This is a genomic window from Aeromonas sp. 600886, assembly GCF_049174935.1.
Lineage (GTDB): Bacteria > Pseudomonadota > Gammaproteobacteria > Enterobacterales > Aeromonadaceae > Aeromonas > Aeromonas veronii_A.
The window spans coordinates 1-25,285 of the sequence record NZ_JAAKUB010000033.1 but is presented as its reverse complement, the minus strand read 5'-3'; the positions used below and the strand labels follow the sequence as shown (position 1 = coordinate 25,285).

Here is a 25,285-nt window from a genome sequence, read left to right as displayed (position 1 = left end):
TTTACTTCTCATTTCATTAACATGATCGTAAACTTGCCCCGTTTTTTTCACGGCTGCAGCCACCCGTTTCGGTATAAGACTGCGCTGTCCGGGGATATAAGAACGACAAAGAGGTCATGATGAGTAAAGAAATCAAAACCCAGGTCGTAGTACTGGGTGCTGGCCCTGCCGGTTATTCCGCTGCTTTCCGTGCAGCCGATCTGGGTCTGGATACTATTATCGTCGAGCGTTACTCCACCCTGGGTGGCGTCTGCCTGAACGTGGGCTGCATCCCCTCCAAGGCGCTGCTGCACGTTGCCAAAGTGATTGAAGAAGCCAAGGCGCTGGCCGAGCACGGCATTGTCTTCGGTGCCCCGCAGACCGACATCGACAAGATCCGTCTGTGGAAAGAGAAGGTTATCAACCAGCTGACCGGCGGTCTGGCTGGCATGGCCAAGATGCGTAAAGTTCAGGTTGTTAACGGCTTGGGTAAATTTACCGGCCCGAACACGCTCGAAGTGACCGGGGAAGACGGCAAAACCACCGTGACCTTCGACAACGCCATCATCGCGGCCGGTTCCCGTCCGGTGAAGCTGCCGTTCATTCCCCACGATGACCCGCGCGTATGGGACTCTACCGATGCGCTGGAGCTGAAAACCGTTCCTGGCAAACTGCTGGTTATCGGTGGCGGCATCATCGGTCTGGAGATGGGTACCGTTTACTCCTCTCTGGGTTCCGAGATCGACGTGGTGGAATTTGCCGACCAGCTGGTTCCGGCTGCCGACAAAGACATCGTCAAGATCTATACCAAGCGTGTGGCCAAGAAATTCAACATCATGCTGGAGACCAAGGTCACCGCAGTTGAAGCGCGCGAAGACGGCCTGTACGTCTCCTATGAAGGCAAACACGCCCCGGCCGAGCCGGTTCGTTACGACAACGTGCTGGTTGCCGTAGGCCGTGTGCCGAACGGCAAGATGCTGGATGCCGAGAAAGCTGGCGTTGCCGTGACCGAACGCGGTTTCATCGAGGTGGACAAGCAGCTGCGTACCAACGTGGCGCACATCCACGCCATCGGTGACATCGTGGGCCAGCCGATGCTGGCACACAAAGGTGTGCACGAAGGTCACGTTGCCGCTGAAGTTATCGCCGGCAAGAAGCACTACTTCGACCCGAAAGTGATCCCGTCCATCGCCTACACCGAGCCAGAGATGGCATGGGTTGGTCTGACCGAGAAGGAAGCCAAGCAACAGGGCCTGAACTTCGAAGTCGCCACCTTCCCGTGGGCTGCTTCCGGTCGCGCCATTGCGTCCGACTGCTCCGACGGTATGACCAAGCTGATCTTCGACAAGGAGAGCGGCCGCGTCATCGGTGGTGCCATCGTGGGTACCAACGGTGGTGAACTGCTGGGTGAAATCGGTCTGGCCATCGAGATGGGGGCTGACGCCGAAGATATCGCGCTGACCATCCACGCTCACCCGACTCTGCACGAGTCCGTGGGTCTGGCTGCCGAAGTGTTCGAAGGCTCCATCACCGACCTGCCGAACGCCAAGGCCAAGAAGAAAAAGTAATCTTCTGCCATCTTCATGAAAAAGCCGCTCATTTGAGCGGCTTTTTGTTTTCGGGGTTTGGCTAAGAGGTTAGCAGCGCCCCTTCTTGGCCTGACCGGGCGGGCAGAAGGTGCCATAACCGCCACCACTGCCGTCACTGACCCGGATCCGGGTATCGTCTACGCTCACGTCGGCGCCGTGTACCCGCACCGGCCCGTTGCTGCAGGCGCTGAGCACTCCTCCCAGCAACACCATCACTATCAGTTTGCCCATAACTCCTCCTCATATTTCCCTGATTATGAGGCATTTCGAGAGCCGCATAACGGCGGTTGAATGGCCGTGCGTCACCGTTTGCCGTGGCTATGACAGAGGGTGCCGCAGCGCCCTCTGGTGAGTCTTCATAAGTGGGATGCAGACTACAGCCGGAAGTTGCCAACCAGCTTGTCCAGCTGACCGGAGAGCTGCTGCAGGCTGCGGCTCGATTCGGTCAGCTGGTGGGCGATATCGGCGGTCTCCATGGTGAGCTGGTTGATATCTTCCACGTTGCGGTTGATCTCGCCGACCACGCTGGACTGCTCCTCGGTGGCGGTGGCGACCTGGATATTCATGTCGTTGATCTGGGTGATGTGCGCGGTGATCTGTCCGAGGGCTGCGTTGGCCTCATCGGCCTGGCTCACTACCTCCAGACTCTGGTTGCGCCCCTGCGCCATGGCGCTGACCGCGCGGGCACTCTGCTCCTGCAAGCGGTTGATCATCCCCTGGATCTCGGCGGTCGAGGCGGCGGAGCGGTTGGCGAGGTTACGCACTTCATCTGCTACCACGGCGAAACCGCGACCCTGTTCACCGGCGCGAGCGGCCTCGATGGCGGCGTTCAATGCCAGCAGGTTGGTCTGCTCCGAGATGCTGCGGATGGTTTCGAGGATACTGCCGATGGAGTCGGTCTGGCTCGCCAGCGACTCGATAACCCCTGCCACCTGCTCAATCTCGCCGGAGAGGTCGACGATGCCGTGGCGCGCCTGCGCCACCACTACCGCACCCGCATCGGCCTGATCGTTGGCCTGTCTGGCTACTTCGGCTGCCAGCGAAGCGTTACCGGCGATCTCGCTCACCGTGGCCCCCATTTCGTGGATAGCGGTGGCCACCTGCACGGTGCGGTCACGCTGGGCAGTACAGTTGTGCTGGGTCAGCTGCGCCTTGTTGGCCACCTCGTTGGCGGTGGCCGCGAGCTGGCGGGAGTTCTCCGCTACCTGCTCGATGGAGCCGTGGATCTTGGCGACGAAGTTGTTGAAGCCGGTGGCGACCTGACTCAGCTCGTCACGTCCTTCCACCTTGAGGCGCTGGGTAAGATCCCCATCGCCGCTGCCCAGCTCCTTGAACAGGCGGGCCAGTTCGTTGAGCGGGCGGCTGACCGAGCCTGCCAGCAGCATCCCCATCAGCCCCATGGCAATGGCAATCACCAGCGAGATCATCAGGATCTCGTTGCGGGTCTGATCCAGCTCGGCATAGATCTCGGCTTCTGGCACCTGGGCCACCAGATACCAGTCGAGCAGCGGGATATAGCTGCTGGCCAGTACCATGGGCTCGCCATTGACTTCGGCGTTGATGACGGCAAAGGGACGTTTGGCCAGCAGGCTGCCGGTATCACCGCTGGCGATGCCGCCCAAGGTATCGCGTTCGATACGGTTGGCCTCGGGGTGCAGCTTCACCTTGCCGCTGCCATCGACCATAAAGACGATGCCGCTCTCTTCCAGCCGGAAGTTGGAAACCATGGTCACCATGGTATCGAGGGATTTGGCAAAGCCGGCCAGCCCGCGCCCGTTGAGCTGCTGGAAGTTGACGAACAGCTTCACCTCGCCGTTGCTCTCGCGGAAGATGCTGAGGGTCATCTCCTTCTGGCTCTTGGTGTAGTCATAGAACCAGGCGTCCTGCGCTGGGGTCAGGTTGCGCAGAAAGCCATCCTGGTTGTAGTAGGCTGCGGTCTGGCGATCGGCGAAGGAGGCGGTCACCAGACCATACTGGTTGGCCACATCCTTGAGCTGGTTGATGAGGATCGGCTCCTGCTCTTTGGGCATGCCCCGATCCACCCAGTCGAGAATGAAGCGGTCGGTGGCCAGTTGGCGGGCGGCCTGGGCGATGCCGTGGAGATCCTGTTCAATCTCCTTGCTGATCCGCTGGGTCAGGTTGGGGAGCTCCTGCTCGAACATCCGGTTTTCGATCAGTTGCTGGGCCGAGCGTTGACTGAAGTAGCCTACCAGCAGGCAGGAGACGACCACGGCCAGGGTGACCGTGGCCAGTATTTTCTGTTTAAGAGTGAGGGTTGCCAGCATAAAGGTGCTCAAAAGGTTGAGATTGACGACGCTCATATTAGCGGCAGCGCGGCGCTACCCATGAGGCTTGCAGCCCTTTATTTGCGGATTACGTTTGCGCTCACAGGGGCGGCGACTCGCCCCTTCGCCATGCAGCACAGGCGGGAGGCGGATTGACGGTTGCGCTAACTGCCGGGCCCCTTATAGTAGAGGCCATCCTTGGTGACTGACCCTCTGAATAATATGGAAAATATGATGCGCAGCTTAGGTGCGGGATGGACCCGTCTGCTTTTGGTGATGCTGGCGGCCTGCCCGCTGCTGGCTGTGGCGGCACAGGGGGAGCGCCCGAAAATTGCGGTGGTGCTCAGCGGCGGCGGTGCCAAGGGATCGGCCCATATCGGCATCCTCAAAGTGCTGGAGCAGAAACGGATTCCGGTCGACATCATAGTCGGCACCAGCATGGGCTCTTATGTGGCGGGGATGTACGCCATGGGGCTCAGTGCCGAGGAGGTGGAGCGCACTACCCTGGCCATCGACTGGAACAAGGGCTATCAGGACAAGGTGGGCCGCGACGAGCTGTCGTTGCGTAAAAAGCAGCAGAACGAGCAGTATCAGCTGCGCACCGATATCGGGGTGAATGGCGACACCACCCAGCTGCCGGACGGTTTTTTCCAGGGCCAATCCATGGCCAGCCTGCTGCGGGGGGCCACCTCCAACCTGCCGGTACAGGAGAGCTTCGACGATCTCCCCATTCCCTACCGCGCCATGGCGACCGACATGGAGACGGTCACCCCCTTTGTGCTGGATCACGGCAGCCTGGCCAAGGCAATGCAGGCCTCCATGTCCATTCCCGGTGCCCTCAAGCCGGTGGAGTGGGAGGGGCACATCCTGGCGGACGGCGGTAGCGTCAACAACATGCCGGTGGATGTCGCCAAGGCAATGGGGGCCGACGTGGTGATCGCGGTGGATATCGGTGCCAAGCTGCGTACCCGTGAATCACTCAAGTCAGGGTTGGCGATGATCGACCAGCTCACCACCTACATGACCCAGGTGGGTACCGACAAGCAGAAGGCGCTGATGGGGCCGAAAGACATACTGATCGCTCCCGAGTTTGGCGATATGGGGATCGCCGACTTTGCCCGCATGCCGGAGGGGATCAAAATGGGTGAGGCGGCGGCGTACAAGGCGTCGCTGCAACTCGATAAGCTGTCGCTCACCAAGGCGCAGTACAACGCCTATCGCAACCAGAAGCTGAGCCGCCGTGCCGAGCGAAGTGGTCAACCCGCCTACTTCATCGACAAGGTGGAGATCATCAACAAGTCGCGCCTCTCCGACGAGACGGTGCACGCCATGCTGAAGGTTCGGCCGGACAAGATCCAGACCAACGAGAGTCTGGAGGCTGGCATTCGCCGCCTCTATGCGCTGGAGTCGTTTGACCGCATCACCTATGAAGTGGAGGAGCGCGATGGGGAGAACGTGCTGGTAGTGGATGCCAGCGAGAAGAACTGGGGGCCTGGTTACCTCAACTTCCAGTTCGGTTTCACCGATGACTTCGAGAATACCTCCAACTACAACGTCGGCATGTCCTACACCCTCACCAACGTCAACGAGTGGGGGGCCGAGTGGTTGACCGAGGCATCACTGGGCACGGCCAAACATATCAAGACCGACTTCTATACACCGCTGGAGCCCTCCCAGACCTTCTATGGCGAGGCGAGCCTGGCCTATGACCAGACCCAGAGAAGCCTCTTTAATCCGGATCCGGACGAACCGATATTTACCTATCTCGATACCGAGTACTCCTTCTTCAGCGCCGATCTGGCGGTCGGCTGGAATCGTCAGCCCTGGAGCCGCCTGTCTATGGGGCTGGAAGGGCAGACGGGCAGTATCGAGATCAAAAACTTCAAAGAGCTGCAAGGGGATGCCACGGCGTGGGGCCCCTATGTCCGCTTTGAACACGACAATCTGGATAGCCGCTATTTCCCCTATCAGGGGGTGAAGTGGGATATGAAACTGGGCCACTCCCACGTCAGTGTGGATGGACTCGAGTCGGCAGATGGCCGCAGTGAAGGCTGGAATTATCAACTCTCCATGATCAAGCCCTGGTCATGGGACAGGCACAGCCTCAACCTGATCCTCGAAGGGGGTGGCTCGGGCAGTGAAGAGGTGGTGCCACTGCATATTCAGGATCTGGGCGGGCTGTTCCGCCTCTCAGGTTTCCAGCGCTACCAGCTGAGCGGTCGCTACAGCCTGTTTGGTGGCCTGCGTTACATCTATCGGGTGGCAGACAATGACTTCGGTGCCCTCAAGATGCCGCTCTATCTGGGCGGATCTCTGGAGCAGGGCGGGGTCTGGAACAAGGGGGAGGATATCAGTCTGGAGAGCTCGTTTACCGCCGGGTCGGTTTATGTCGGGGTGGAGAGCTTCCTCGGCCCTGTGTTCCTCGGCTACGGCATGGCGGAGGGGGGCAATGACGTCTTCTATCTGCAATTGGGCAGTACGTTCGAATAATGCCGAAATGATGCCAATTTGTTAACTCTGGTTGAGGGCGTTCAATTAATTTTCAAAAAACACCAGTCTGTTTAATTGGTTACGATTTTGTGGTGAATAAGCAAACAGGGTTTGGATTTTAATTAGTCGTTAAAACTTATATAGTGGGGAGCACCCTACGGGGTGTCCCGCAAGGACGATCGCCGCGAGCCTGGGCGAACCCCAAAAAAAGACCAAAGAGGAATTAGTCGTGCTTGAAACATATCGTAAACACGTCGCAGAACGTGCCGCCGAGGGCGTGGTTGCCAAACCTCTGGATGCAGAGCAGGTCGCCGCCCTGGTTGAGCTGCTCAAGAACCCGCCCGCTGGCGAAGAAGACTTTCTGAAAGAGCTGTTGTCCTCCCGTATTCCCCCCGGTGTTGATGAAGCGGCCTATGTCAAAGCCGGTTTCCTCACCGCCGTCGCCAAGGGCGAAGCCCACTCTCCCATCCTGACTGCCGCCGAAGCCGTTGAACTGCTGGGCACCATGCAGGGTGGTTACAACATTCAACCGCTGATCGACCTGCTGGATCACGCCACCCTGGCGCCGCTTGCCGCCAAGGGGCTCTCCCACACCCTGCTGATGTTTGACTCCTTCCACGACGTGGAAGAGAAGGCCAAGGCGGGCAATGTCCACGCCAAACAGGTGATGCAGTCCTGGGCTGATGCCGAATGGTTCCTCTCCCGCCCGGAGCTGGCCGAGAAGATCACCGTCACCGTGTTCAAGGTGACTGGCGAAACCAACACCGACGACCTCTCTCCGGCACCGGACGCCTGGTCCCGCCCGGACATTCCGCTGCACGCGCTGGCGATGCTGAAAAACGCCCGTCCCGGCATTACCCCGGACAAGGATGGCGCCGTCGGCCCCATCAAGACCATCGATGCCCTGAAAGAGAAAGGCTTCCCGCTGGCCTATGTGGGTGACGTGGTCGGTACCGGTTCTTCCCGTAAATCCGCCACCAACTCGGTGCTCTGGTTTATGGGTGACGACATTCCGTTCGTGCCGAACAAGCGCGCTGGCGGTGTCTGTCTGGGTGGCAAGATTGCCCCGATCTTCTTCAACACCATGGAAGATGCCGGCGCACTCCCTATCGAAGTGGACGTCTCCAAGCTGGAAATGGGCGATGTGATCGACATCTACCCCTATGCCGGCAAGATCTGCAAACACGGCACCGAACAGGTGCTGGCGCAGTTTGAACTGAAAACCGACGTGCTGATCGACGAAGTGCGCGCCGGTGGCCGTATCCCGCTGATCATCGGCCGCGGCCTGACCGACAAGGCCCGCGAAGCGCTGGGGCTGCCGTTCTCTACCGTATTCCGTCGCCCGCAGCCGGTGGCCGATACCGGTAAAGGCTTCACCCTGGCCCAGAAGATGGTGGGCAAGGCGTGCGGCGTGAAGGGCATTCGCCCGGGCACTTACTGCGAGCCCAAGATGACTACGGTCGGCTCCCAGGACACCACGGGCCCGATGACCCGCGACGAGCTCAAAGATCTGGCCTGCCTCGGCTTCTCCGCCGATCTGACCATGCAGTCCTTCTGCCACACAGCGGCCTATCCCAAGCCCATCGACGTACAGACCCACCACACCCTCCCGGACTTCATCATGAACCGCGGCGGTGTGAGCTTGCGTCCGGGTGACGGCGTCATCCACTCCTGGCTGAACCGCATGCTGCTGCCGGATACCGTGGGTACCGGTGGTGACTCCCACACCCGTTTCCCCATCGGCATCTCCTTCCCGGCGGGCTCCGGTCTGGTGGCTTTCGCCGCCGCTACCGGCGTGATGCCGCTGGACATGCCGGAATCCGTGCTGGTGCGCTTCAAGGGCGAGCTGCAGCCGGGCATCACCCTGCGTGATCTGGTCCATGCCATCCCCTACGCCGCCATCCAGAAAGGGCTGCTGACCGTCGAGAAAGCGGGCAAGAAGAACATCTTCTCCGGTCGCATCCTCGAGATCGAAGGTCTGCCGACCCTGAAAGTGGAACAGGCATTCGAACTGGCGGACGCCAGCGCCGAGCGCTCCGCTGCCGGTTGCACCATCAAGCTGGATAAAGAGCCGATTATCGAGTATCTGAAGTCCAACATCGTGATGCTGAAATGGATGCTCTCCGAAGGCTACGGTGACGTGCGCACCATCACCCGTCGCATCAAGGGGATGGAAGAGTGGCTGGCCAACCCGACCCTGATGGAAGCGGACAAGGATGCCGAGTACGCCGAAATCATCGAGATCGATCTGGCCACCATCAAGGAGCCGATCCTGTGTGCGCCGAACGATCCGGACGATGCCCGTCTGCTGAGCGACGTGGCTGGCGACAAGATCGACGAGGTGTTCATCGGTTCCTGTATGACCAACATCGGTCACTTCCGTGCCGCCGGCAAACTGCTCGAGAAGTATCAGGGCGAGCTGCCGACCCGTATGTGGATCGCACCGCCCACCAAGATGGACAAGGATCAGCTGACCGAAGAGGGCTACTACGGCATCTTTGGTCGCGTCGGTGCCCGCATCGAGATCCCGGGCTGCTCCCTCTGCATGGGCAACCAGGCGCGGGTAGCGGAAGGGGCCTCCGTGGTTTCTACCTCCACCCGTAACTTCCCGAACCGTCTGGGTAAAGGTGCCAACGTCTATCTGGCCTCAGCAGAGCTGGCCGCCGTTGCCGCCATCCTCGGCAAGATCCCGACCGTGGTGGAGTACCTGCAGTACGCCAAGGCGCTCGATGCCACTGCGGCAGATACTTACCGCTACCTCAACTTCAACGAGATCGCCTCCTACACCAAGAAGGCCGATGCGGTGATCCTGCAACAAGCTGTCTGAGTGAATGGCAGAGAGAGCCCTTTCAGGGGCTCTGTGTAGGCCAATAAAAATGCCGCGTAGCTACGCGGCATTTTTCATTTATGGGGATCTTGCATTCATACGGACGGTTAGAGTCGGGTCATCGCCTCTCTCTTGTCACCAGTCATAACGAAGTGAAGTTCCCCTCCGGCCCTGATCTCGCTGTGCTCGAAGGTCAGATCCCCCGATAGCGGCTTGTCGTTGATGGTGACAGACTTCACGTACTTGTTGTGAGGGCTGTTGTTGTCGGCGGTGATCCTGAAGGTCCCGTCCTTCACCGCGATCGTCACCTCATCGAACAGTGGGCGGCCGATGCTGTAGTGCAGGGAGGCAGGGGTCACCTGATAGAACCCCATGGCCGACATGATGTACCAGGCTGACATCTGCCCCACGTCTTCGTTGCCGATCAGGCCCGTTGGCTTGGTGGTATAGAACTCGTTCATGATCCGATCGAGATACTCCTGAGTTTTCCACGGTTCATCGGTCATGTTGTAGAGGTAGGGGATATGGTGGGATGGTTCATTGCCATGCATGTACTGGCCGATATAGCCAGTCAGATCAGGCAAGACCTCCCCGGTGTTTGATGAGCGGGCATTGAATAGTTCATCGAGATCCTCGCGCAGACCCTTTTCTCCACCCACTTCCTGTTTGAGCCACTGGAAGGCATGCAGTGGCTGGAATTTCCATTGCCAGCTGTTGCCCTCGGTGTAGGCGAACTCGTCCACATAGTAGGGATCAAACGGCAATAGCGGACAGACGCGCATCTCTACGCTGGTACCATCCGGCTTGTTGACCATTTCCAGCTTGCAGTCAGGTGATTTTTCATCGACTGGCTGATTGAATTGACTTGCCGGGCGGTGCGGGTTCCAGCTGTCAGGGTGGTTTTTGGGGCGGAAGAAACCAGTCTTGGCATCCCAGTGGTACAGGTAGTTGTCCGAGCGTTTGAGAAACTCCTGCTGAACCTTGTTGTTGCCCGCCATACGAGCGATTTCCGAGAGAGCCCAGTCACCATAGGCAAACTCCAGAGTGTAGGAGGCGGAGTTCCAATATCCCCAGTGTACATAGCCGTTCTGCTCATAAACCTCGAGCTGGGCAATGCTGGCTGCGCCGATGTTTTGGTCTTCGGTCCAGTCGGGGAACTCCTCCTTTTTGTGATAGCGAGCGGTAAATTCGGCAGCCTCCAACGCCTCCTGGGGATCCACATTCAGGCCCTTGGCCATGGCATCCGCGATGATGGAGATAGCAGGAAAGCCTATCATGGTGCCTGTGTAGTGACCGTGCAGCTCCCACTTGGGCAGAATGCCGCCATCTTTGTACTTGCGGATCAGGTCGTTGACATACTCCTCTGCTTTGCGGGGATTGATGATGGTCTGCAGCGGATGCTGGGCCCGGAAGGTGTCCCACATGGAGTAGACGGAGTAGTTGGGGATGGCCCCGGCATCCTTGATCTCCTGAGTGCGCATGGCGCGGTACTTGCCATCCACATCCTGGAAGATCATCGGTGCAATTTGAGAGTGATACATGGCGGTGTAGAAGATCTCTTTTTGAGTCTGAGTGCCCCCCCTCACTTTCACTTTTTCCAGCTCGCCATGCCAAGCCTGCTGGTTGCTGGCTACCTGCTCCTCGAAACCCCAACCCGGCACCTCGGTTTCCAGATTTTTCTGTGCCCCTTCAACCCCGGTGGGGGAGATCCCGACCTTCAGCTCGAGTGGTTGTTCACTGGGGCTGAAAGTCAGATATGCGATGGTTTTAGTTCCCCTGAATGCATCCTGTGTCAAGGTCGTTTCGGTTGTTACGCCATCGACAACGATGCTGGCTTTGACCACTGGCTGGCTGAATTTTGCGTAGAAATAGATGTGCTGGTTATTGGCCCAGCCATCCGAACTGCGCTTGCCGCGAATGGTGTATTCATCGACAAACTCGATATCACCAATAGTGGTACGATTACCCCAGCTCTTATTCAGGGTATGATCAAGGTCGATTTTAATTGCAGGGGTGCTGCCTTTGGTGAAGGTATATTTGTGATATCCAACCCGGGCTGACGTTGTTAACTCTGCCTTGATTTTTCCATTGTTAAGAATGACGGAGTAGTAGCCCGCCTCTGCTTGTTCATTGGATTTGTCAAATGTGTTGTAAGTAGTGTCGTTTTTATCGGTAAACGGCAAAACTAGAATATCACCAAGATCAGTAATGCCAGTGCCTGACAAATGGGTGTGAGAGAAGCCATAAACTGGAATATCTGATCGCTTGCCATGGTCAAAATAACCTGCCGCAGAGCCCCACCCCTCCATCTCTGTATCAGGGGAGAGCTGCACCAGCCCACCCGGGTAGACGGCTCCTGGAAAGGTATGGCCATCTGCACCGGTGCCGATCAATGGGTTTATATACCGGATGAGCGATTTATCAGGTGTCGGACGAACGTTGTCAGAAATGGTGGTCGAATCACTATCACAGCCAGATAGTGCTATGGTGAGAGCTATGACCAGTGGCGTTAGTTTACTTTTCATGACCTGACTCCTTGGCAAGGTTATATCATTTATGATTGTGCAATATCTTTCTTCGCCAATATTTGGCAACGGTTGATGTGGTTATGGATAGGATTCCAATATCTACAGGTGAGTTTAATGGTTGGCAAATATCATCATTTGATGTTCTTTGTTTTGGTGAGTTGATATTAAGAGTATGTTGATTGAACGAGTAGATTAATTATGTTGCATTTACTGGATTATTATGACGGTTATTCAGTAGTGTGAATTAGATCACCAATGCTATTCAGGAAGGTTTTTCTAGGTTATTTCCAACTGGCAGAGTGAACCTTTCCGGCAAGTAGTTAACCTTTGCTGCGGGACGGTTGGGAAATGGATTGCAAGAGCAGAAGATGCGTCAGATGAGTTTGAACCGTTCGGGGCCTTTTGCTGCAGCGTTCATTCCTGAGTAAACCTTATAGTTCGTTTTATACACGCTTTACGTTATGTTGTCTGGTTATGACCGGTCGCGAAAATAGTGCTTTGCTATCGGTGTGAGTTAACTTCTTTTTTCTTTGGCTTGTGCGGGCTGGCCCGACGAATTGCGGCGTGGTTCTTTATGTTTCTGTTCAGGATCGATCTCTCCCGAACCGGGTTACGCTTCGGCGGTGCCTTGCTGGTCTTTACCCTGCCGCTGCTGGTGGGAGCTTGGCTCATCCACAGCAATTATGTGCAGGAGCTGAAAGCGGAATCCAGCGCCTCGGCCCACAAGGCCAGAACCCTGATGGAGTCGATGCTGGATCATGCGGAGCAGGCCAATCGCTCCGTGCTGCCCTTGGTGAATGCTCCCTGTCGCGACAACCTGCTGGTGCTGCGCAAGAAGGTCGCCATTGAGCCCTTCCTGCGTTCGGTCAATCTGGTGCGAAACGGCATCATCAATTGCACTTCGCTGTTTGGTGAGGCCAATGATGCCGATGACGGCTCCATCTATACCGGCCGCAAGCTGTTGCTGATGAGTGGCAACCGGGTGCGGCAAAATCACCCGCTGCTGGTAGTGCGCACCGAGCAGGGAAAGGATGCCGCCTTGAGCGCCATCGACAGTACCCAGCTCAGCTTCATGCTCTCCATGAGCGGAAAATCCAGTGCGCTCTATCTGCAGGTGGGATCGGCCTGGCTCAATGAGTCGGGCCGCTATCTGAGCGAGGCGCCCACCCTCCATCGCGGGATCAGCCAGGCCCTCACATCATCCCATTATCCTTTCACCATCCATGCCGGTTATGCCATGCCGGTCTACTGGAAGTCGCTGTGGGCCGCGCGGCATGTGGCGCTGTCGTGGCTGGCTGTTTCCTCGCTTTTGCTGGCCTGGCTGGTGTGGTGGGTGCTTGGGCGTCCCGGCTCGCCAACAGATGAATTGCGACGGGCCCTGCGGGCCAGGGAGTTTGTTCCCTATCTGCAGCCGCTGATTGCCAGCCACGACGGCAAGATGATGGGCGCCGAGGTGCTGATGCGCTGGGAGCATGTCAATGAAGGGGTGATCCGGCCCGATCTCTTTATTCCCCAAGCGGAGGAGTCGGGACTGATCGTTCCCATGACCACCCATATCATGAAACAGGTGGCGACAAGGTTGAACCGCTCTCAGGAGCAGTTGCCCGACGGGTTTCATATCAGCTTCAACATCAGCGCCGCCCATTGTCACGATTTTGCCCTGCTGGCCGAGTGCCGCGCCTTTCTCGGTCACTTCCTCCCCGGCAAGGTGGTACTGGTGCTGGAGCTGACCGAGCGGGAGCTGTTGATGTCAGATCCCCAGACCCTCTCCCTGTTTCGCCAGCTGGACGAGATGGGGGTCAAACTTGCCATCGACGACTTTGGTACCGGCCACTCCAGCCTGGCTTACCTGCAGCAGTTTCATGTGGATTACCTCAAGATCGACAAATCCTTTATCGCCCGCATCGGTACCGAGTCGCTCTCGGAACATATCGTGGACAACGTGATCGATCTGGCGACCCGGCTCGGTCTGGCGCTGGTGGCGGAAGGGGTGGAGAGCGAGCGTCAGGCTGACTACCTCAGGGCCAAAGGGGTCGACTATCTGCAGGGGTACCTGTTTGCCCGCCCCATGCCGCTGCGCCAGTTCTGTGAGGAGCTGCTGCCGGAAGAGGCGCAGACCCGCCAGCCAGATGGGGTGCGAGGCATCCCGAATGCGACCTGATTTATCGGTGACAGACGGGCGGACAAGTTCCCGTCTGGCAGGGTAGGGGAGTGCTCTCTCCCTATCCCCCCTCGAGTGCAGGGGCTTGTTTTCCATGCCTTGTGGCTCGCTTTTCGGTAGAATCGGCGCTCATTTTGACGTCAGTAAAAGATGAGGCGCGGTATGACGGTTCAGTTCCAGGCATTTCACAGCATCAAGGCGATTGGTAATCGGGAGGTGCTGTTCAACTGGTCGAGAACCAATCCCCTCGGGGCGTTGGATCAGGTGTGGCGCCCGAAAACCCGCGATGAGCTGCAAGCGCTGCTGCGGGAACACCCCGAGCGCAAGCTGCGCCTTATCGGCTCCGGCCTCTCTTTCGAACCCATCCACAGCGTCTATGCCGAGGGCAGTCAGGCGCTGCTGGTGGACTTGCACCACCTGCGCGGCCAGCTGGCGAAAACGGCCGATACCGTGACCTATCAGGCGGGGACGCCGCTCGATACCGTCTATGCCGAGCTGATCGCCATGGAGCGGATGCTGCCGGCTTCCCCTGGGGTTATCGGCATTCAGACCCTGGGCGGCGCCCTCAGCACTGGCACCCACGGTCAGGGGCTGCACCAGTCTGCCCTCTGCGATGCGGTGGAGGCGATGACGGTGATGCTGGCCAGTGGCGACATCATCCGGGTCGATCGCACCGATCCGCGCTTCGGCGCCTTCGTGATGGGGATGGGGATGCTCGGCATCCTGCTCGACGTCACCCTGCGTACCGTGCCCAACCGCATCATGCGCTGCACCAAGTTCACCACCGACTATCCCTTCCTCCTGGCACACAACGAGCGGCTCAACCGCGAGCACGGCTTTGTGAAGAGCTGGTGGTTTGCCTGGACCGGCGAGAGTCACATCTGGCTGGTGGATCCCGCCTCCGATGAGGAGGTGGCCCGCTACCGCGCCGGTGGCAGCGAGCCGCTGCTGCTGGATGGCGATATCGACGCCCGCATGAATGCCACCATTGATGCCACTTTGCAGAAGATGGCGAAAGACACCAAGGATGAGGCGCTGGCTGGCGAGCACTTCGAGACGGTGCGCCGCTTCAAGGATGCCTCCGATCTGGTGGGCAACGTCTACCAGATCCTCTGCAAGGGGATCCCGGCCCCCCAGATCAACTGTGAGGTGGCGGTACCGCTGCATCGGATGAACGAGGCGCTGGAGACCCTGCAGGCGTGGCAGCAGGCCAATCCGAGCGTGCTGCACTATCCCTTTATCCTGCGTTGTACCGGCCCTTCCGAGGCCTGGCTCAGCGCCGCTTACGGCCAGCCGGTCTGCTGGATCGGTTTTCTGGTCTATCTGGCGGCGGACGGCACCTTCGTCAACGGCTCCATGGAGCAGATGCGCGAGCTGCAGCAACTGCTGGCGCCCCTTGGCGGCATCCCCCACTTCGGCAAGCATCTGGCGATGGATCTCTACGACTTTCCGGCCCTGCTGCCGCGCTGGAACGACTTCGTGGCGTTGAAAGCCGAGCTCGACCCCCACGGCCGCTTTGAAAACCGCTGGCTCAGCGACCTGTTTGCCAACCGGTAAGGATCTGACATGACCGATATGCAAGATACCCGTATCCCAGTGACCCTGCTGACCGGCTTTCTCGGCAGCGGCAAGACCACCTTGCTCAACCATTGGGTCAAGCAGCCGGAGCTCGGTGAGTGCGCCGTGCTGATCAACGAGTTCGGCTCGGTGGGGCTGGATCACCATCTGGTGCAACAGGTGGATGAGCAGGTTATGCTGCTCGACTCCGGCTGCATCTGCTGCTCGGTGCAGGGCTCTTTGGTGGAGGCGCTGCAGGGGCTGTTTATGAAGGCCATCCAGCGCAAGATCAAACCGTTCAAGCGGTTGATTATCGAGACCACTGGTCTGGCCGATCCTGCTCCCGTGCTTTTTACCCTGCGCGAAGAGGGCTTTATAGCCCAGCGCTACCGCTTCGATGGCACTGTCACCGTGGTGGATGCCGGTCATATCGAGCAGCAGTTGGCGGCCCAGTATGAGGCGGTGAAACAGGTGGCGCTGGCGGATCTGCTGGTGGTGAGCAAAGGCGATCTGGTGGATGACGAGCAGCTGGCACGGGTCGAAGCCCAGCTGGCGACACTCAATCCGGCGGCCCCGATCCAGCAGGTGACTAATGGTGAACTGTCGCCAGCGGTGCTGGAGAAGCTCGGCGCCTACAACGAAGCGGCGGGGCGCGATGTGCGCCAGCTGCTTGCTTGGCTGCGCACCGAATCCCCCAAGCAGGGGCTGGCGTCACCGATGCAGCCGAAGATGCAACCGTTCGCCGCCAAGGTGGGCACAGCTGCGCCTACCCACTTCGAGCACGGCAACATCGAGAGTTTCTCCCTGCGTATCGGCGAGCCGCTCAAGCCCTCTCGTCTGCTGGCCGCCATCGATGCGGTGCAGGCGCAGTATGGCGATGCCCTGCTGCGCCTCAAGGGGATCTTGCAGCTGGAAGGGGAGAGCCAGCCGGTGGTGATCCACGGCGTCCACGGTCAGCTCTATCCGCTGCAGGCACTGGGTGAGTGGCCGGAGGGCAAGGCCCAGTCCCGACTGGTGTTTATCGTGAAAAGTCAGGACAAGGCCGGTATCGAGCAGCTCTTTATGGCGACCCTCAAGGCCCCCGAGCCCACTCTGGAAGAGCGGCTCAAAGCCATGCTGGGTCAGCCCGACAACTGATCTTGCGCGTTGCAGCTCTCCTGCATCGGGTCAGGACGGCGACGGTTGAACAGCACAAACGCCACCGGCACAAAGTAGAACGAGAGCAGGGTCGCCAGCGCTGTGCCACCGGCGATGGCGATGGCAAAGGGTGGCCAGAAGCCGCCGCCCCCCAGCAATAGCGGGATGAAGCCGCCCACTGTGGTGATGGTGGTCGAGACGATGTGGCGGCTGCAACCGGCCACCAGATCACGGATCTGCGGCAGATTGCCCTGTTGTGCCAGCGGGTCTGCCTTCAGCTCGGCCAGAATGACGATGGCGGCGTTGATGGCCAGCCCCATCAGTCCCAGCAGGGCGATGATCACCGTAAACCCGAAGGGGTAGCCCAGCAGCCAGACCCACAGCAGCCCGAGCCCAGCCGACTGGATCGCCACCAGGGTGACGATGCCTGCCAGCCGGAACGAGTTGAAGCTGAGCACCAGCACGGCCACCAGCAGCACGGCGACCAAGCTGACGTGCGCCATCAGATTGCCCACCGATTCATCCCGCTTGGCGGCTTCTCCGCCAAACTCCAGTCGATAGCCCGGCGGCAATGCCAGCGCCTTGGCGGCCAGCCTCTCTTTTACCTGCTCCAGCACGGTTTGCGGCAGTACGCCGACCGCCAGATAGGCCTCCAGCACATTGACCCGCTCACCATCCCGACGGCTGATCTCCCCCCAGCTTGGCAGCAGCTCGGGAGTGGCCAGTGCCCGCAAGGTGAGATTGGCTGCCCCTTGCTGGCCGGTGCCGGTGAGCGACAGCGGCACATTGAGCAGCGCATCCGGATCCTGACGCAAGGGCTCGGCCAGTCGCACCCGAACCGGGATTGACTCGGTGCCTTCCAGCACAGTGCCGCCCAACCTGCCATCCAGTGCGCCCGCCAGCCGGGAGGCAACATCGGTCAGGCTCATGCCTGCCAGTCGGGCGGCCTCCTCATCGACCTGCAACCAGAGTTTGGGGGCCCCTGCCTGCAAGGTGGCGCGGGTCTGCACCACTGCCGGGGTATTGGCGAGCAGACTGCGCAGCTCCTCTCCCAGACGGTGTAGTTGTTCAAGGTCGGGGCCAAACAGCCGCAGCTCGACCGGGGCATTGAAAGGCGGCCCCTGCTCCAGCTTGCGCACCAGGATCTGCGCTTCGGGAAATGTTGCATCGAGCCGCTGCTGCAGTTGTGGAATGAGCCGCTCGGCGGCATCGGCATCCTGCAGGGTGATCATCCCCTGAGCGTAATCGGCCCGCCCCTGTTTTCTGGGCACCAGGTTGTAGTAGAAGCTGGGGGCGTTGTCGCCCACCACCCAGTCCTGACGAACCAGCTCGGGGAGGCTGGCCAGCTCGGCGGAGATCCCCAGTGCCAGCTCGCGGGTGCGCGTCAGGCTCGCCTGTGGGGAGAGGCTGGCCTCGATGTGGATCATGTCCCGGTCGGCAGGGGGAAAGAACTGTTCGGTGAGGCGGCCCGCCACCCAGAAACCGAGCAGGGGCAGCAGACTGACCAACAGCAGGGTTCGCCAGGGGTGAGCCAGCGCCATGGCGATGCTCTGCTGGAAACGGGCACTCACCCGGGGCAGGTGCAAGCCATCCTGATACCAGCGTCCCCCCTGGTCACTGCCAATCCAGCGGGCTGCGAGGCCAGCCACCAGGGTGTGGGCGATGAGGTAGGATCCCAGCAGCGAACAGATCACCGCCCAGGCGATGCCGCCGACAAACTCGCCCGCCGGGCCCGGCATCAGAATGATCGGCATAAAGGCGAGCATGGTGGTGAGGGTGGAGCCCAGCAGTGGCAGCCAGAGGTGGCCGATGGCTTCCAGTGCGGCGGCACTCATGGCCATGCCGTGACGGCGCTGATACTGCACCCGATCCGCCATGACGATGGCGTTGTCCACCATGATCCCGAGCGCCACCACCAGACCGGTGACCGACATCTGGTGAATGGGCAAATTGATCAGGTTCATGCAGGCGAAAGAGAACGCCACGGTAAGTGGCAGCGACAGGGCCACGATAATGGCGGCCTTGACTCCCAAGGTCACCAGCAGCACTGCCACTATGATGAGGAAGCCCTGCACAATGTTGAGCAGCAGGGTATCGAGCCGCTGATCGGTATAACGCTGCTGATCGAAGCTGGTGACGAGGCCGATATTATCCGGCAAGTCCTGTTGCAGCTGGGTCAGCATGGAGTCGACCCGTGCCGACCAGAGGTCGATGCGGTGATCCTGTGCCATGCGCAGGCCGACCACCACGGCCCGTTCACCATTGGCAAAGGCCAGCTGGCTCTCCGGCTGGTGCAGGGTACGTCTTACCTCGGCCAGATCGCCAAGGCGCAGGGTCTGGCCCTGCTCGCCGGTCCGCAACGGGATCTGGCGGATCCGCTCCAGGGTATCGAGGGCGCCGCGGATCTCTACCTGAAAGCGATTGTGGCTGCCCTGCAACTCCCCGGCGGCCACTTTGGCATCGGCACCGCTCAGCGCCTGGGCAAGCTGTTCGCCACTCATGCCGCTGGCACTGAGGGCGAGGGGATCGAACCGCACCTCGATCTCCTCCTGCGGTGCCCCGACCCGCTCGACGTATTCGGTACCCGGCAGCTGGCGAGCCCGGCGTTCCAGCTCGGCGCTGTAGCGGGCGAGGCGATCCAGCTGCGGCTGGCCCGGCCCGCGCCAGACCACATTGACCAGCCGGGTGAAGGGATAGCCCTTCTCGTCATCCAGCTTGGGGGCACTGGCGCCGGCTGGCAGCCCGGCGGCAAGATCTGCCAGCCGGTCACGGACTCTGGACCAGACAGGCTCGACATCGCTGACCTCATCCTTGAGCTCCAGATTGATGATGGAGAGACCGGGGCGAGAGCTCGACTCGATCAGCTTGATCTCGCTCTGGGCCCGCAACCGGTTCTCGATGGGCTCGCTCACCAGCGCTTCCACCCGTTCGGCGCTGGCCCCGGGGAAGTGGGTAACTACGCTGGCAAAACGGCTGGTGAGCTGGGGATCTTCGGTTCTGGGCAGGGTCTGCAATGCCGCAAGGGCGGCCGTCAGCAGCAGCGCGACCGTCAACAGCAGCAGGCGGCCATTCTCGATAAACGGGCGGATCATGACTGTGGCTCCGGATGGCCTGCCTGATGCTCCACGCTGGTTGTCAGGGTGACCTGCTGGCCCGGTACCAGTTTATGCAGGCCATCGGTCACCAGCTGTTCCTGTCCGTTCAGGGCACCACTGATCCAGGCCCGCTCGCCATCTTGCTGCAGCAGGGTGACGTCCCGACTGACCACCCGGGGTGGCGTTTCGTCGTTGAGCAGATAGAGGGTCCAGCTGCCGCGCAATCCCTGGGTCAGCGCGGTGAGCGGTACCTCGTAGGCGCGGGTGGGCTCGCGGGTCTGATGCAACAGGGTGATCAGTTGCCCCTCTGCCAGTTGTTCGCCGCCCCGGGTCAGCTGGAAGCGGGCGGTGCGGGTGTGGGTCTGCCCGTCCACTTGTACCCCCAGATTAAGCAGGCGCCCCTCCAGTGATTGCGCACCGCTTTGCAGGGGGTAGTGTTGGCCGACGCTCAGGGACTCGGCCTGTTTCACCGGCACGCCGATATCGGCCTCCCACTGGCCGCTGCGGGTCAGGGAGAAGAGAGGCTGGCCTGCGGCCACCACGGCCCCCAATGCCTGCTCGCGGCTGACTACGATCCCGTTGAAGGGGGCGCGCAGCTGTGATTTCTCCTGTTTGACCCGGTTGGCTTCGAGGGCGGCGGCCAGCTGGTTGGCGCTTGCCTCCAGCATGCGGACTTTGCCTTGCTGTTCATCCAGCGCCTGACGGGAGCTGAACTGCTGCTGGCGCAGAGCTGTGAGCCGGTCGAGCGTCTGCCGGGCAAGGGTCAGCTCGGCCTCGTTCTGGGCAGCCAGGGCGGCCAGCTCTTTGGCTTCCACTGCCAGCAGCCGGGTATCCAGTGTGGCGAGCAGCTCGCCGGCCGCGACCGGCTCTCCGCGTCCCTTGTGCAGGGTAGCGATCCGCCCTGCAAGCTCGAAGCCTATCTGGCTGTGCTCGGGGGCGATCACCCGGCCATTGAAGCGGTGCAGCACCGGGTAGTGATCGCTGGCTTGTAGCGGCTGGGCGATCACCCGGGTCAGGGCGGGTGTTTCTTCTGACTCTGTGACCGGGCTGCAGCCACTCAGTAACAGCGCCAGCAGGATTAAGCAAAGTGTCATGACATCATCCTCTGGTTGACATAACATCAAATCACACCGGTGAGTCTAGTTTTCCGAAACTAGACTGTCCAGTTTGATTGTGGAGGAAAAATGAACATTTCACCCCGTAGTCAGCAGAAGCGGGCTGCGATCCTCGATGCTGCCGGGCGGCTCTTCTGTCAGCACGGTCTGCATCTGGTCAGCATGGACATGGTGGCCAGTGAAGCGGGCGTCTCCAAGCAGACGGTCTACAGCCATTTTGCCAACAAGGAGTCGCTGTTTGCCGAAGCGGTGGGCAGCAAGTGCGTCAGCAGCGAGCTGATGCCGGAGGTGTTGCTGCGTGGCAACAACGTACGGGAGAGTCTGATTGCCTTTGGTCGCAGCTTTCGCAAGTTGATCCTGAGCGATGATGCCATCAATATCTTTCGCACCTGCATCAGCTGCAACGATGCCCAGCTGGCCACCCTTTTTTTCGAGGCGGGCCCGCTCTATGTGACCGAGATGCTGTCCAACTGGCTGGAGCAGCAGAAGCAGCAAGGCCTGCTTTGCCATCAAGACAGCGAACAGGCCGCCTTGCAGCTGTTGCTGATGTGGCAGGGCAAGGAGCGCATGCTCCGTGAGCTGGGTCTGCCATTGACCCAGAGTGCTGCCGAGCAGGATGCCTGGACCCTGAGTTGTGTCGATCTCTTCCTGACCGCCGCCGCTCCCCCGCAAAAATAATGGAGGTGGCAATGAGCCACACAGTGACAGATGCCCAGCGCAAGTGGCTGCCCCTGCTGGCGGCGGTCGGTTTCTTTATGCAAGCGCTGGATGGCACCATTCTCAACACTGCCCTGCCCAGCATGGCCGAGACCTTGGGGGAGAGCCCGCTGCAGATGCAGTCGGTGATCATTGCCTACATGTTGACGGTGGCGTTGCTGATCCCGGCTTCCGGCTGGCTGGCCGACAGATTCGGCACCCGCCGCATCTATCTGGCTGCCATCTCGCTCTTTACCCTCGGCTCGCTCGCCTGCGCCGCCTCCAATTCGCTCTCCATGTTGGTGGCCGCCCGTGTGCTTCAGGGGATTGGCGGTGCGCTGCTGATGCCGGTGGGACGGTTGGCGGTGCTGCGGGTCTATGACAAGCACGAGCTGCTGCGGGTGATGTCGTTTGTCACCATCCCGGGGCTGCTCGGCCCGCTGATGGGGCCGGCGCTCGGTGGCTGGCTGGTGGAAGTGGCGAGCTGGCACTGGGTGTTTCTCATCAACCTGCCGGTGGGGCTGCTCGGCTTTATCGCCAGCTGGCACTTTATGCCGGAGCTGCGGCAGCAGACCGCCCGGTTCGACTGGCAGGGCTTTGTGATGTTCAGCGTCGGCATGGTGCTGGTGTCGGTCGGCTTGCAGGGTCTGGGGGAGCACAGCATCTCCACCGGTTGGGCGCTGTTTGCACTGATCTTCGGCTTGGCGGCGATGGCGAGCTACTGGCTCTATGCCGCCAATGCACCGCAGCCGCTCTTTAGCCTGAGCCTGTTCAAGACCGCCACCTTTGCCATCGGCATCTGGGGCAACCTGTTTGCCCGCCTCGGCAGCGGCGCCATGCCCTTCCTCACCCCGCTGTTTCTGCAGTTGGGGCTCGGTTTCTCGCCGAGCAAGGCGGGGATGACCATGATCCCAACGGTGATTGGCGCCATGCTGACCAAGACGCTGGTGAACAAGCTTATTCCGAAGGTGGGCTATCGCCGCATTCTGATCGGCAACACCCTGTTGCTGGGGGCGATGATCGCCAGCTTCTACTTTATCGACAACCAGCTCCCTTACGGGGTCTTGCTGGGCTGGCTGGCGATCTTCGGCGCCATCAACTCGCTGCAGTTCTCCGCCATGAACACTCTCACGCTGCAAGATCTCAGCCCGACCCTGGCCAGCAGTGGCAACGGTCTGCTCTCGGTGGTGATGCAGCTCTCCATGAGTTTGGGTGTGGCGATTGCCGCCAGCCTGCTCGGGCTCTTCTCGGCGGGTACCTCAGCGGCCAACGGCCAGTGGCTGGCCGGGTTCCATCTTACCTACCTCTGTGTCGGCCTGCTCTCCATGCTGGCGGCGCTGATCTTCGCCCAGCTGGCGCGCGATGGGGCTACGCCATCGGGGCGGGCAGATAGCTGACTTGGCAGGGGAGCTGCGCCAGCACTTCGGCCAGATGCTCGGTCGCCAGCAGAAAGGTCTGCTCCGGGTGGCCCGGAGTCCAGGTGAAGGCGGTGTGGTTGAGCAGTTGCGGATCCACCAGTAGCGGAATATCGGCACGGGGCAGGAAGGGGCAAACCGCCCCCGGCAGGCAGCCGATCTCCGCCTGCATCTCTTCGGCGGTGCAGATGGAGGGCTTGGCACCGAGTGCGGCCTTGACCGCCTTGTTGTCGAGCCGTCCGTCCCTGTGGGTCAGCAGCAGGGCGAAGCGGCCATCCTTGAACTTGAGAAACAGGGTCTTGCTGAACTCCGCCTGCCAGCCGAGGCGGGCCTTGACCTTTTCATCGGTGGCGTAGTCGAGGATGGGTTCATGCTCATAGCGCTGGTGGGGCAGTTCTGCCAGCAGTTGGCAGTTGAAATGGTGAATGGTATCGAGTGGCATGGGGTTCTCCTGTAGTGGGCGCTATCCTGCCAGCCTCGCAGGGTCAGGCCCAATGACACTTTCTTATCCGTGATAAGCAACCCTGTCTGTGCAAACAACAAGGGCGCCGTGAGGCGCCCTTGCGGATCAGTGATGCTGCAATTCGCACGCTTCCCAGTGAAAGGGAATGGGGCACAGCTGCTGGGAGGCCTTGTCATAGGCTTGCCACAGCTCGCCCATGGTGCGGCCATCGACGGGGTGGCGCAGTTTGGGGGCCAGCTCGGCCAGTGGCCAGAGCACGAAGGCGTTGGTGAGCACTTCACCGCGCGGCAGCACCAGCGGGGTGTCGCAGACCAGATCGCCATAGAGCAGCAGATCGAGATCCAGGGTGCGCGGGGCGAACTTCTTGGCATCCGGCTCGCGGCCGTGGGCGAACTCCATGGCCCGCAGTCGCTGGCAGACGGTGGTCAGCGGCAGATCGGTCTCGGCAGCCGCCACCAGGTTGTAGAAGGGGCGGCCGTTGAAGCCGACCGCCTCGCTCTCGAATACCCGGGAGACCCGCAGCTCGCCAAACTCGGCGTGCAGGGCATCGAGCCCGGCGCGAATATGGCGCTCTCGCTCGATGTTGGAGCCGAGGCTGATATAGATGGTGGTCATCAGTTGCTGCTCGCAGTTGGTGTGCGATGGCGCAGGATCTCGACGCCGACCCCGGCGGCATTGGGCACGGCGCCCGGCTTGGTGAGGGTCACCTTGACCCACTGTACCCGCTCGTCGGCGAGCACCAGCATGGCAACCTGCTCGGCCATGGTCTCGACCAGCTCAACGACTTTGCCGGTGACATGCTCGCAAATCTTGTTGGAGAGGTCGGCATAATCCAGTGCCAGATTGATGTCGTCGGTTGCTGCCGCGGGGCGGTTGTCGAACCCCATCTCGAGGTCAAAACGGAGCTTTTGGCGAATGCCCTTCTCCCACTCATATACACCTATGGTGGTCAAAACTTCGAGTCCGCGAATAAACACCTTGTCCATGACTGTACTTCTTCTTTACTCTTGATGGGCTGTGATGACAGCGCAGGGATGCAGGCTCGGCAAGCAGTTTGCCGCGCGGTCGGTTTGGGCGACACGCTTTTGGGCAAGCCCAAGCCAGCGCCAGAGAATGTGGCCCGCATCATACCCCATTCATATCGTGGTAAAAACGACCAAGATGACGGCCCTGACGATTTTGATGATTATTCTGGCCTACCTGGGTGGTTCACTATCCAGTGCTGTGCTGGTCTCCCGCTGCACCGGTCTGCCGGATCCCCGTGACCACGGCTCCCACAATCCGGGAGCTACCAATGTGCTGCGCCTCGGCGGTCGGATGGCGGCACTGGTGGTGTTGCTGCTCGATGTGCTCAAAGGGACGGCTCCCGTCTATCTCGCCTGGTATCTGCAGATCAAACCCGTCTACCTCGGCTTTATCGGGGTCGCCGCCTGTCTCGGCCATATGTACCCCCTCTTCTTTCATTTTCGTGGCGGCAAGGGGGTGGCGACGGCGCTCGGTACCATGCTGCCCATCGGCTTTACCATGGGGGGCGCCGTGATTGGCACCTGGCTGCTGGTGCTGCTGGTGAGCGGCTACTCCTCGCTGGCCTCCATCATTACCGTTTTGCTGACGCCGCTCTTTACCTACCTGCTCAAACCCGAATATACCCTGCCAGTCTCGCTGCTCTCCTGCCTTATCCTGCTCCGCCATCACGAGAACATCTCCCGCCTGCTCAAGGGGGAAGAACCCAGAGTCTGGGGGCGAAAACGTGCGGCCTGTGCCGAGGAAGTGGCAGAAATGGACGATGCTGCGCAAAAAAGAGACGAACGAGACAAAAAGTGAAATTTCCCGTTGACCATCCGCCTTAAAATCCGTTTAATAGCGCCCACGCCCAGATAGCTCAGTCGGTAGAGCAGGGGATTGAAAATCCCCGTGTCGGCGGTTCGATTCCGTCTCTGGGCACCAA

General features: G+C 60.3%; 17 protein-coding genes and 1 tRNA gene. 10 read left to right on the top strand and 8 right to left on the bottom strand.

Translation table 11 applies throughout. The annotated features are described in order from the left end of the window. Positions 1 to 119 precede the first annotated feature (119 nt). Positions 120 to 1,547: a dihydrolipoyl dehydrogenase gene (gene lpdA, locus G5179_RS19415; RefSeq protein ID WP_005341659.1), complete on the top strand. Its 1,428-nt coding sequence runs from the start codon at positions 120 to 122 to the stop codon at positions 1,545 to 1,547. Between the two features lie 69 nt (positions 1,548 to 1,616). Here the strand turns inward: lpdA and G5179_RS19410 are convergent, their stop codons facing one another. Together G5179_RS19410 and G5179_RS19405 are read right to left on the bottom strand one after the other, a co-directional pair. Next, positions 1,617 to 1,799: a hypothetical protein gene (locus G5179_RS19410; RefSeq protein ID WP_216952195.1), complete on the bottom strand. Its 183-nt coding sequence runs from the start codon at positions 1,797 to 1,799 to the stop codon at positions 1,617 to 1,619. A gap of 143 nt (positions 1,800 to 1,942) precedes the next feature. Next, on the bottom strand, positions 1,943 to 3,853 hold the full coding sequence (locus G5179_RS19405) for a methyl-accepting chemotaxis protein (RefSeq protein ID WP_421258937.1): 1,911 nt from the start codon (positions 3,851 to 3,853) through the stop codon (positions 1,943 to 1,945). A 234-nt stretch (positions 3,854 to 4,087) separates the two neighbouring features. Between G5179_RS19405 and G5179_RS19400 the strand changes: the two genes are divergently transcribed. Continuing rightward, a complete protein-coding gene (locus G5179_RS19400; protein WP_227342969.1) occupies positions 4,088 to 6,343 on the top strand; it encodes a patatin-like phospholipase family protein in 2,256 nt (751 codons plus the stop codon). A 229-nt stretch (positions 6,344 to 6,572) separates the two neighbouring features. Then, positions 6,573 to 9,170: a bifunctional aconitate hydratase 2/2-methylisocitrate dehydratase gene (gene acnB / locus G5179_RS19395; RefSeq protein ID WP_421258936.1), complete on the top strand. Its 2,598-nt coding sequence runs from the start codon at positions 6,573 to 6,575 to the stop codon at positions 9,168 to 9,170. A 107-nt stretch (positions 9,171 to 9,277) separates the two neighbouring features. Here the strand turns inward: acnB and G5179_RS19390 are convergent, their stop codons facing one another. Next, entirely contained in the window at positions 9,278 to 11,695 is a 2,418-nt protein-coding gene (locus G5179_RS19390; RefSeq protein ID WP_216954456.1) for a GH92 family glycosyl hydrolase, read from the bottom strand. Positions 11,696 to 12,272: 577 nt separating this feature from the next. Here G5179_RS19390 and G5179_RS19385 point away from each other — a divergent pair. The 3 genes from G5179_RS19385 (at position 12,273) to G5179_RS19375 (ending at position 16,553) form a co-directional block, all read left to right on the top strand. Beyond that, positions 12,273 to 13,859: an EAL domain-containing protein gene (locus G5179_RS19385; RefSeq protein ID WP_005355079.1), complete on the top strand. Its 1,587-nt coding sequence runs from the start codon at positions 12,273 to 12,275 to the stop codon at positions 13,857 to 13,859. Positions 13,860 to 14,021: 162 nt separating this feature from the next. Then, positions 14,022 to 15,416: a D-arabinono-1,4-lactone oxidase gene (locus tag G5179_RS19380; RefSeq protein ID WP_421258935.1), complete on the top strand. Its 1,395-nt coding sequence runs from the start codon at positions 14,022 to 14,024 to the stop codon at positions 15,414 to 15,416. A 9-nt stretch (positions 15,417 to 15,425) separates the two neighbouring features. Beyond that, complete coding sequence (locus tag G5179_RS19375) at positions 15,426 to 16,553, top strand: CobW family GTP-binding protein (RefSeq protein ID WP_201938585.1); 1,128 nt, start codon at positions 15,426 to 15,428, stop codon at positions 16,551 to 16,553. On the opposite strand, the gene G5179_RS19370 is transcribed toward G5179_RS19375, so the two are convergent. Both G5179_RS19370 and G5179_RS19365 read right to left on the bottom strand, forming a co-directional pair. Next, entirely contained in the window at positions 16,538 to 19,645 is a 3,108-nt protein-coding gene (locus G5179_RS19370) for an efflux RND transporter permease subunit (RefSeq protein ID WP_421258934.1), read from the bottom strand. The two genes, G5179_RS19375 and G5179_RS19370, sit on opposite strands and share 16 nt — an antisense overlap. Beyond that, complete coding sequence (locus G5179_RS19365; protein ID WP_421258933.1) at positions 19,642 to 20,742, bottom strand: efflux RND transporter periplasmic adaptor subunit; 1,101 nt, start codon at positions 20,740 to 20,742, stop codon at positions 19,642 to 19,644. The genes G5179_RS19370 and G5179_RS19365 overlap by 4 nt, the downstream gene beginning before the upstream one ends. 90 nt (positions 20,743 to 20,832) lie before the next feature. Between G5179_RS19365 and G5179_RS19360 the strand changes: the two genes are divergently transcribed. Continuing rightward, positions 20,833 to 21,441, top strand: a complete 609-nt coding sequence (locus tag G5179_RS19360) for a TetR/AcrR family transcriptional regulator (RefSeq protein ID WP_005355070.1) — start codon at positions 20,833 to 20,835, stop codon at positions 21,439 to 21,441. 11 nt (positions 21,442 to 21,452) lie between these two features. Beyond that, on the top strand, positions 21,453 to 22,856 hold the full coding sequence (mdtD, locus tag G5179_RS19355) for a multidrug transporter subunit MdtD (protein ID WP_421258932.1): 1,404 nt from the start codon (positions 21,453 to 21,455) through the stop codon (positions 22,854 to 22,856). On the opposite strand, the gene G5179_RS19350 is transcribed toward mdtD, so the two are convergent. From G5179_RS19350 to folB, 3 genes are all read right to left on the bottom strand, one after another. Further along, the gene (locus tag G5179_RS19350) at positions 22,828 to 23,316 is read right to left on the bottom strand and encodes a YbaK/EbsC family protein (protein ID WP_158113362.1); all 489 of its coding nucleotides are present in this window, start codon (positions 23,314 to 23,316) and stop codon (positions 22,828 to 22,830) included. The genes mdtD and G5179_RS19350 overlap by 29 nt on opposite strands. A gap of 126 nt (positions 23,317 to 23,442) precedes the next feature. Further along, complete coding sequence (gene folK / locus G5179_RS19345; RefSeq protein ID WP_107684303.1) at positions 23,443 to 23,952, bottom strand: 2-amino-4-hydroxy-6-hydroxymethyldihydropteridine diphosphokinase; 510 nt, start codon at positions 23,950 to 23,952, stop codon at positions 23,443 to 23,445. Beyond that, complete coding sequence (folB, locus tag G5179_RS19340; RefSeq protein WP_042053564.1) at positions 23,952 to 24,323, bottom strand: dihydroneopterin aldolase; 372 nt, start codon at positions 24,321 to 24,323, stop codon at positions 23,952 to 23,954. The genes folK and folB overlap by 1 nt, the downstream gene beginning before the upstream one ends. 175 nt (positions 24,324 to 24,498) lie before the next feature. Between folB and plsY the strand changes: the two genes are divergently transcribed. Further along, positions 24,499 to 25,161 carry a glycerol-3-phosphate 1-O-acyltransferase PlsY gene (gene plsY / locus G5179_RS19335; protein ID WP_421258931.1) on the top strand — a complete coding sequence of 221 codons (663 nt, stop codon included), beginning with the start codon at positions 24,499 to 24,501 and terminating at the stop codon, positions 25,159 to 25,161. A gap of 47 nt (positions 25,162 to 25,208) precedes the next feature. Further along, a tRNA-Phe gene (locus tag G5179_RS19330) sits at positions 25,209 to 25,284 on the top strand. Position 25,285 lies beyond the last annotated feature (1 nt).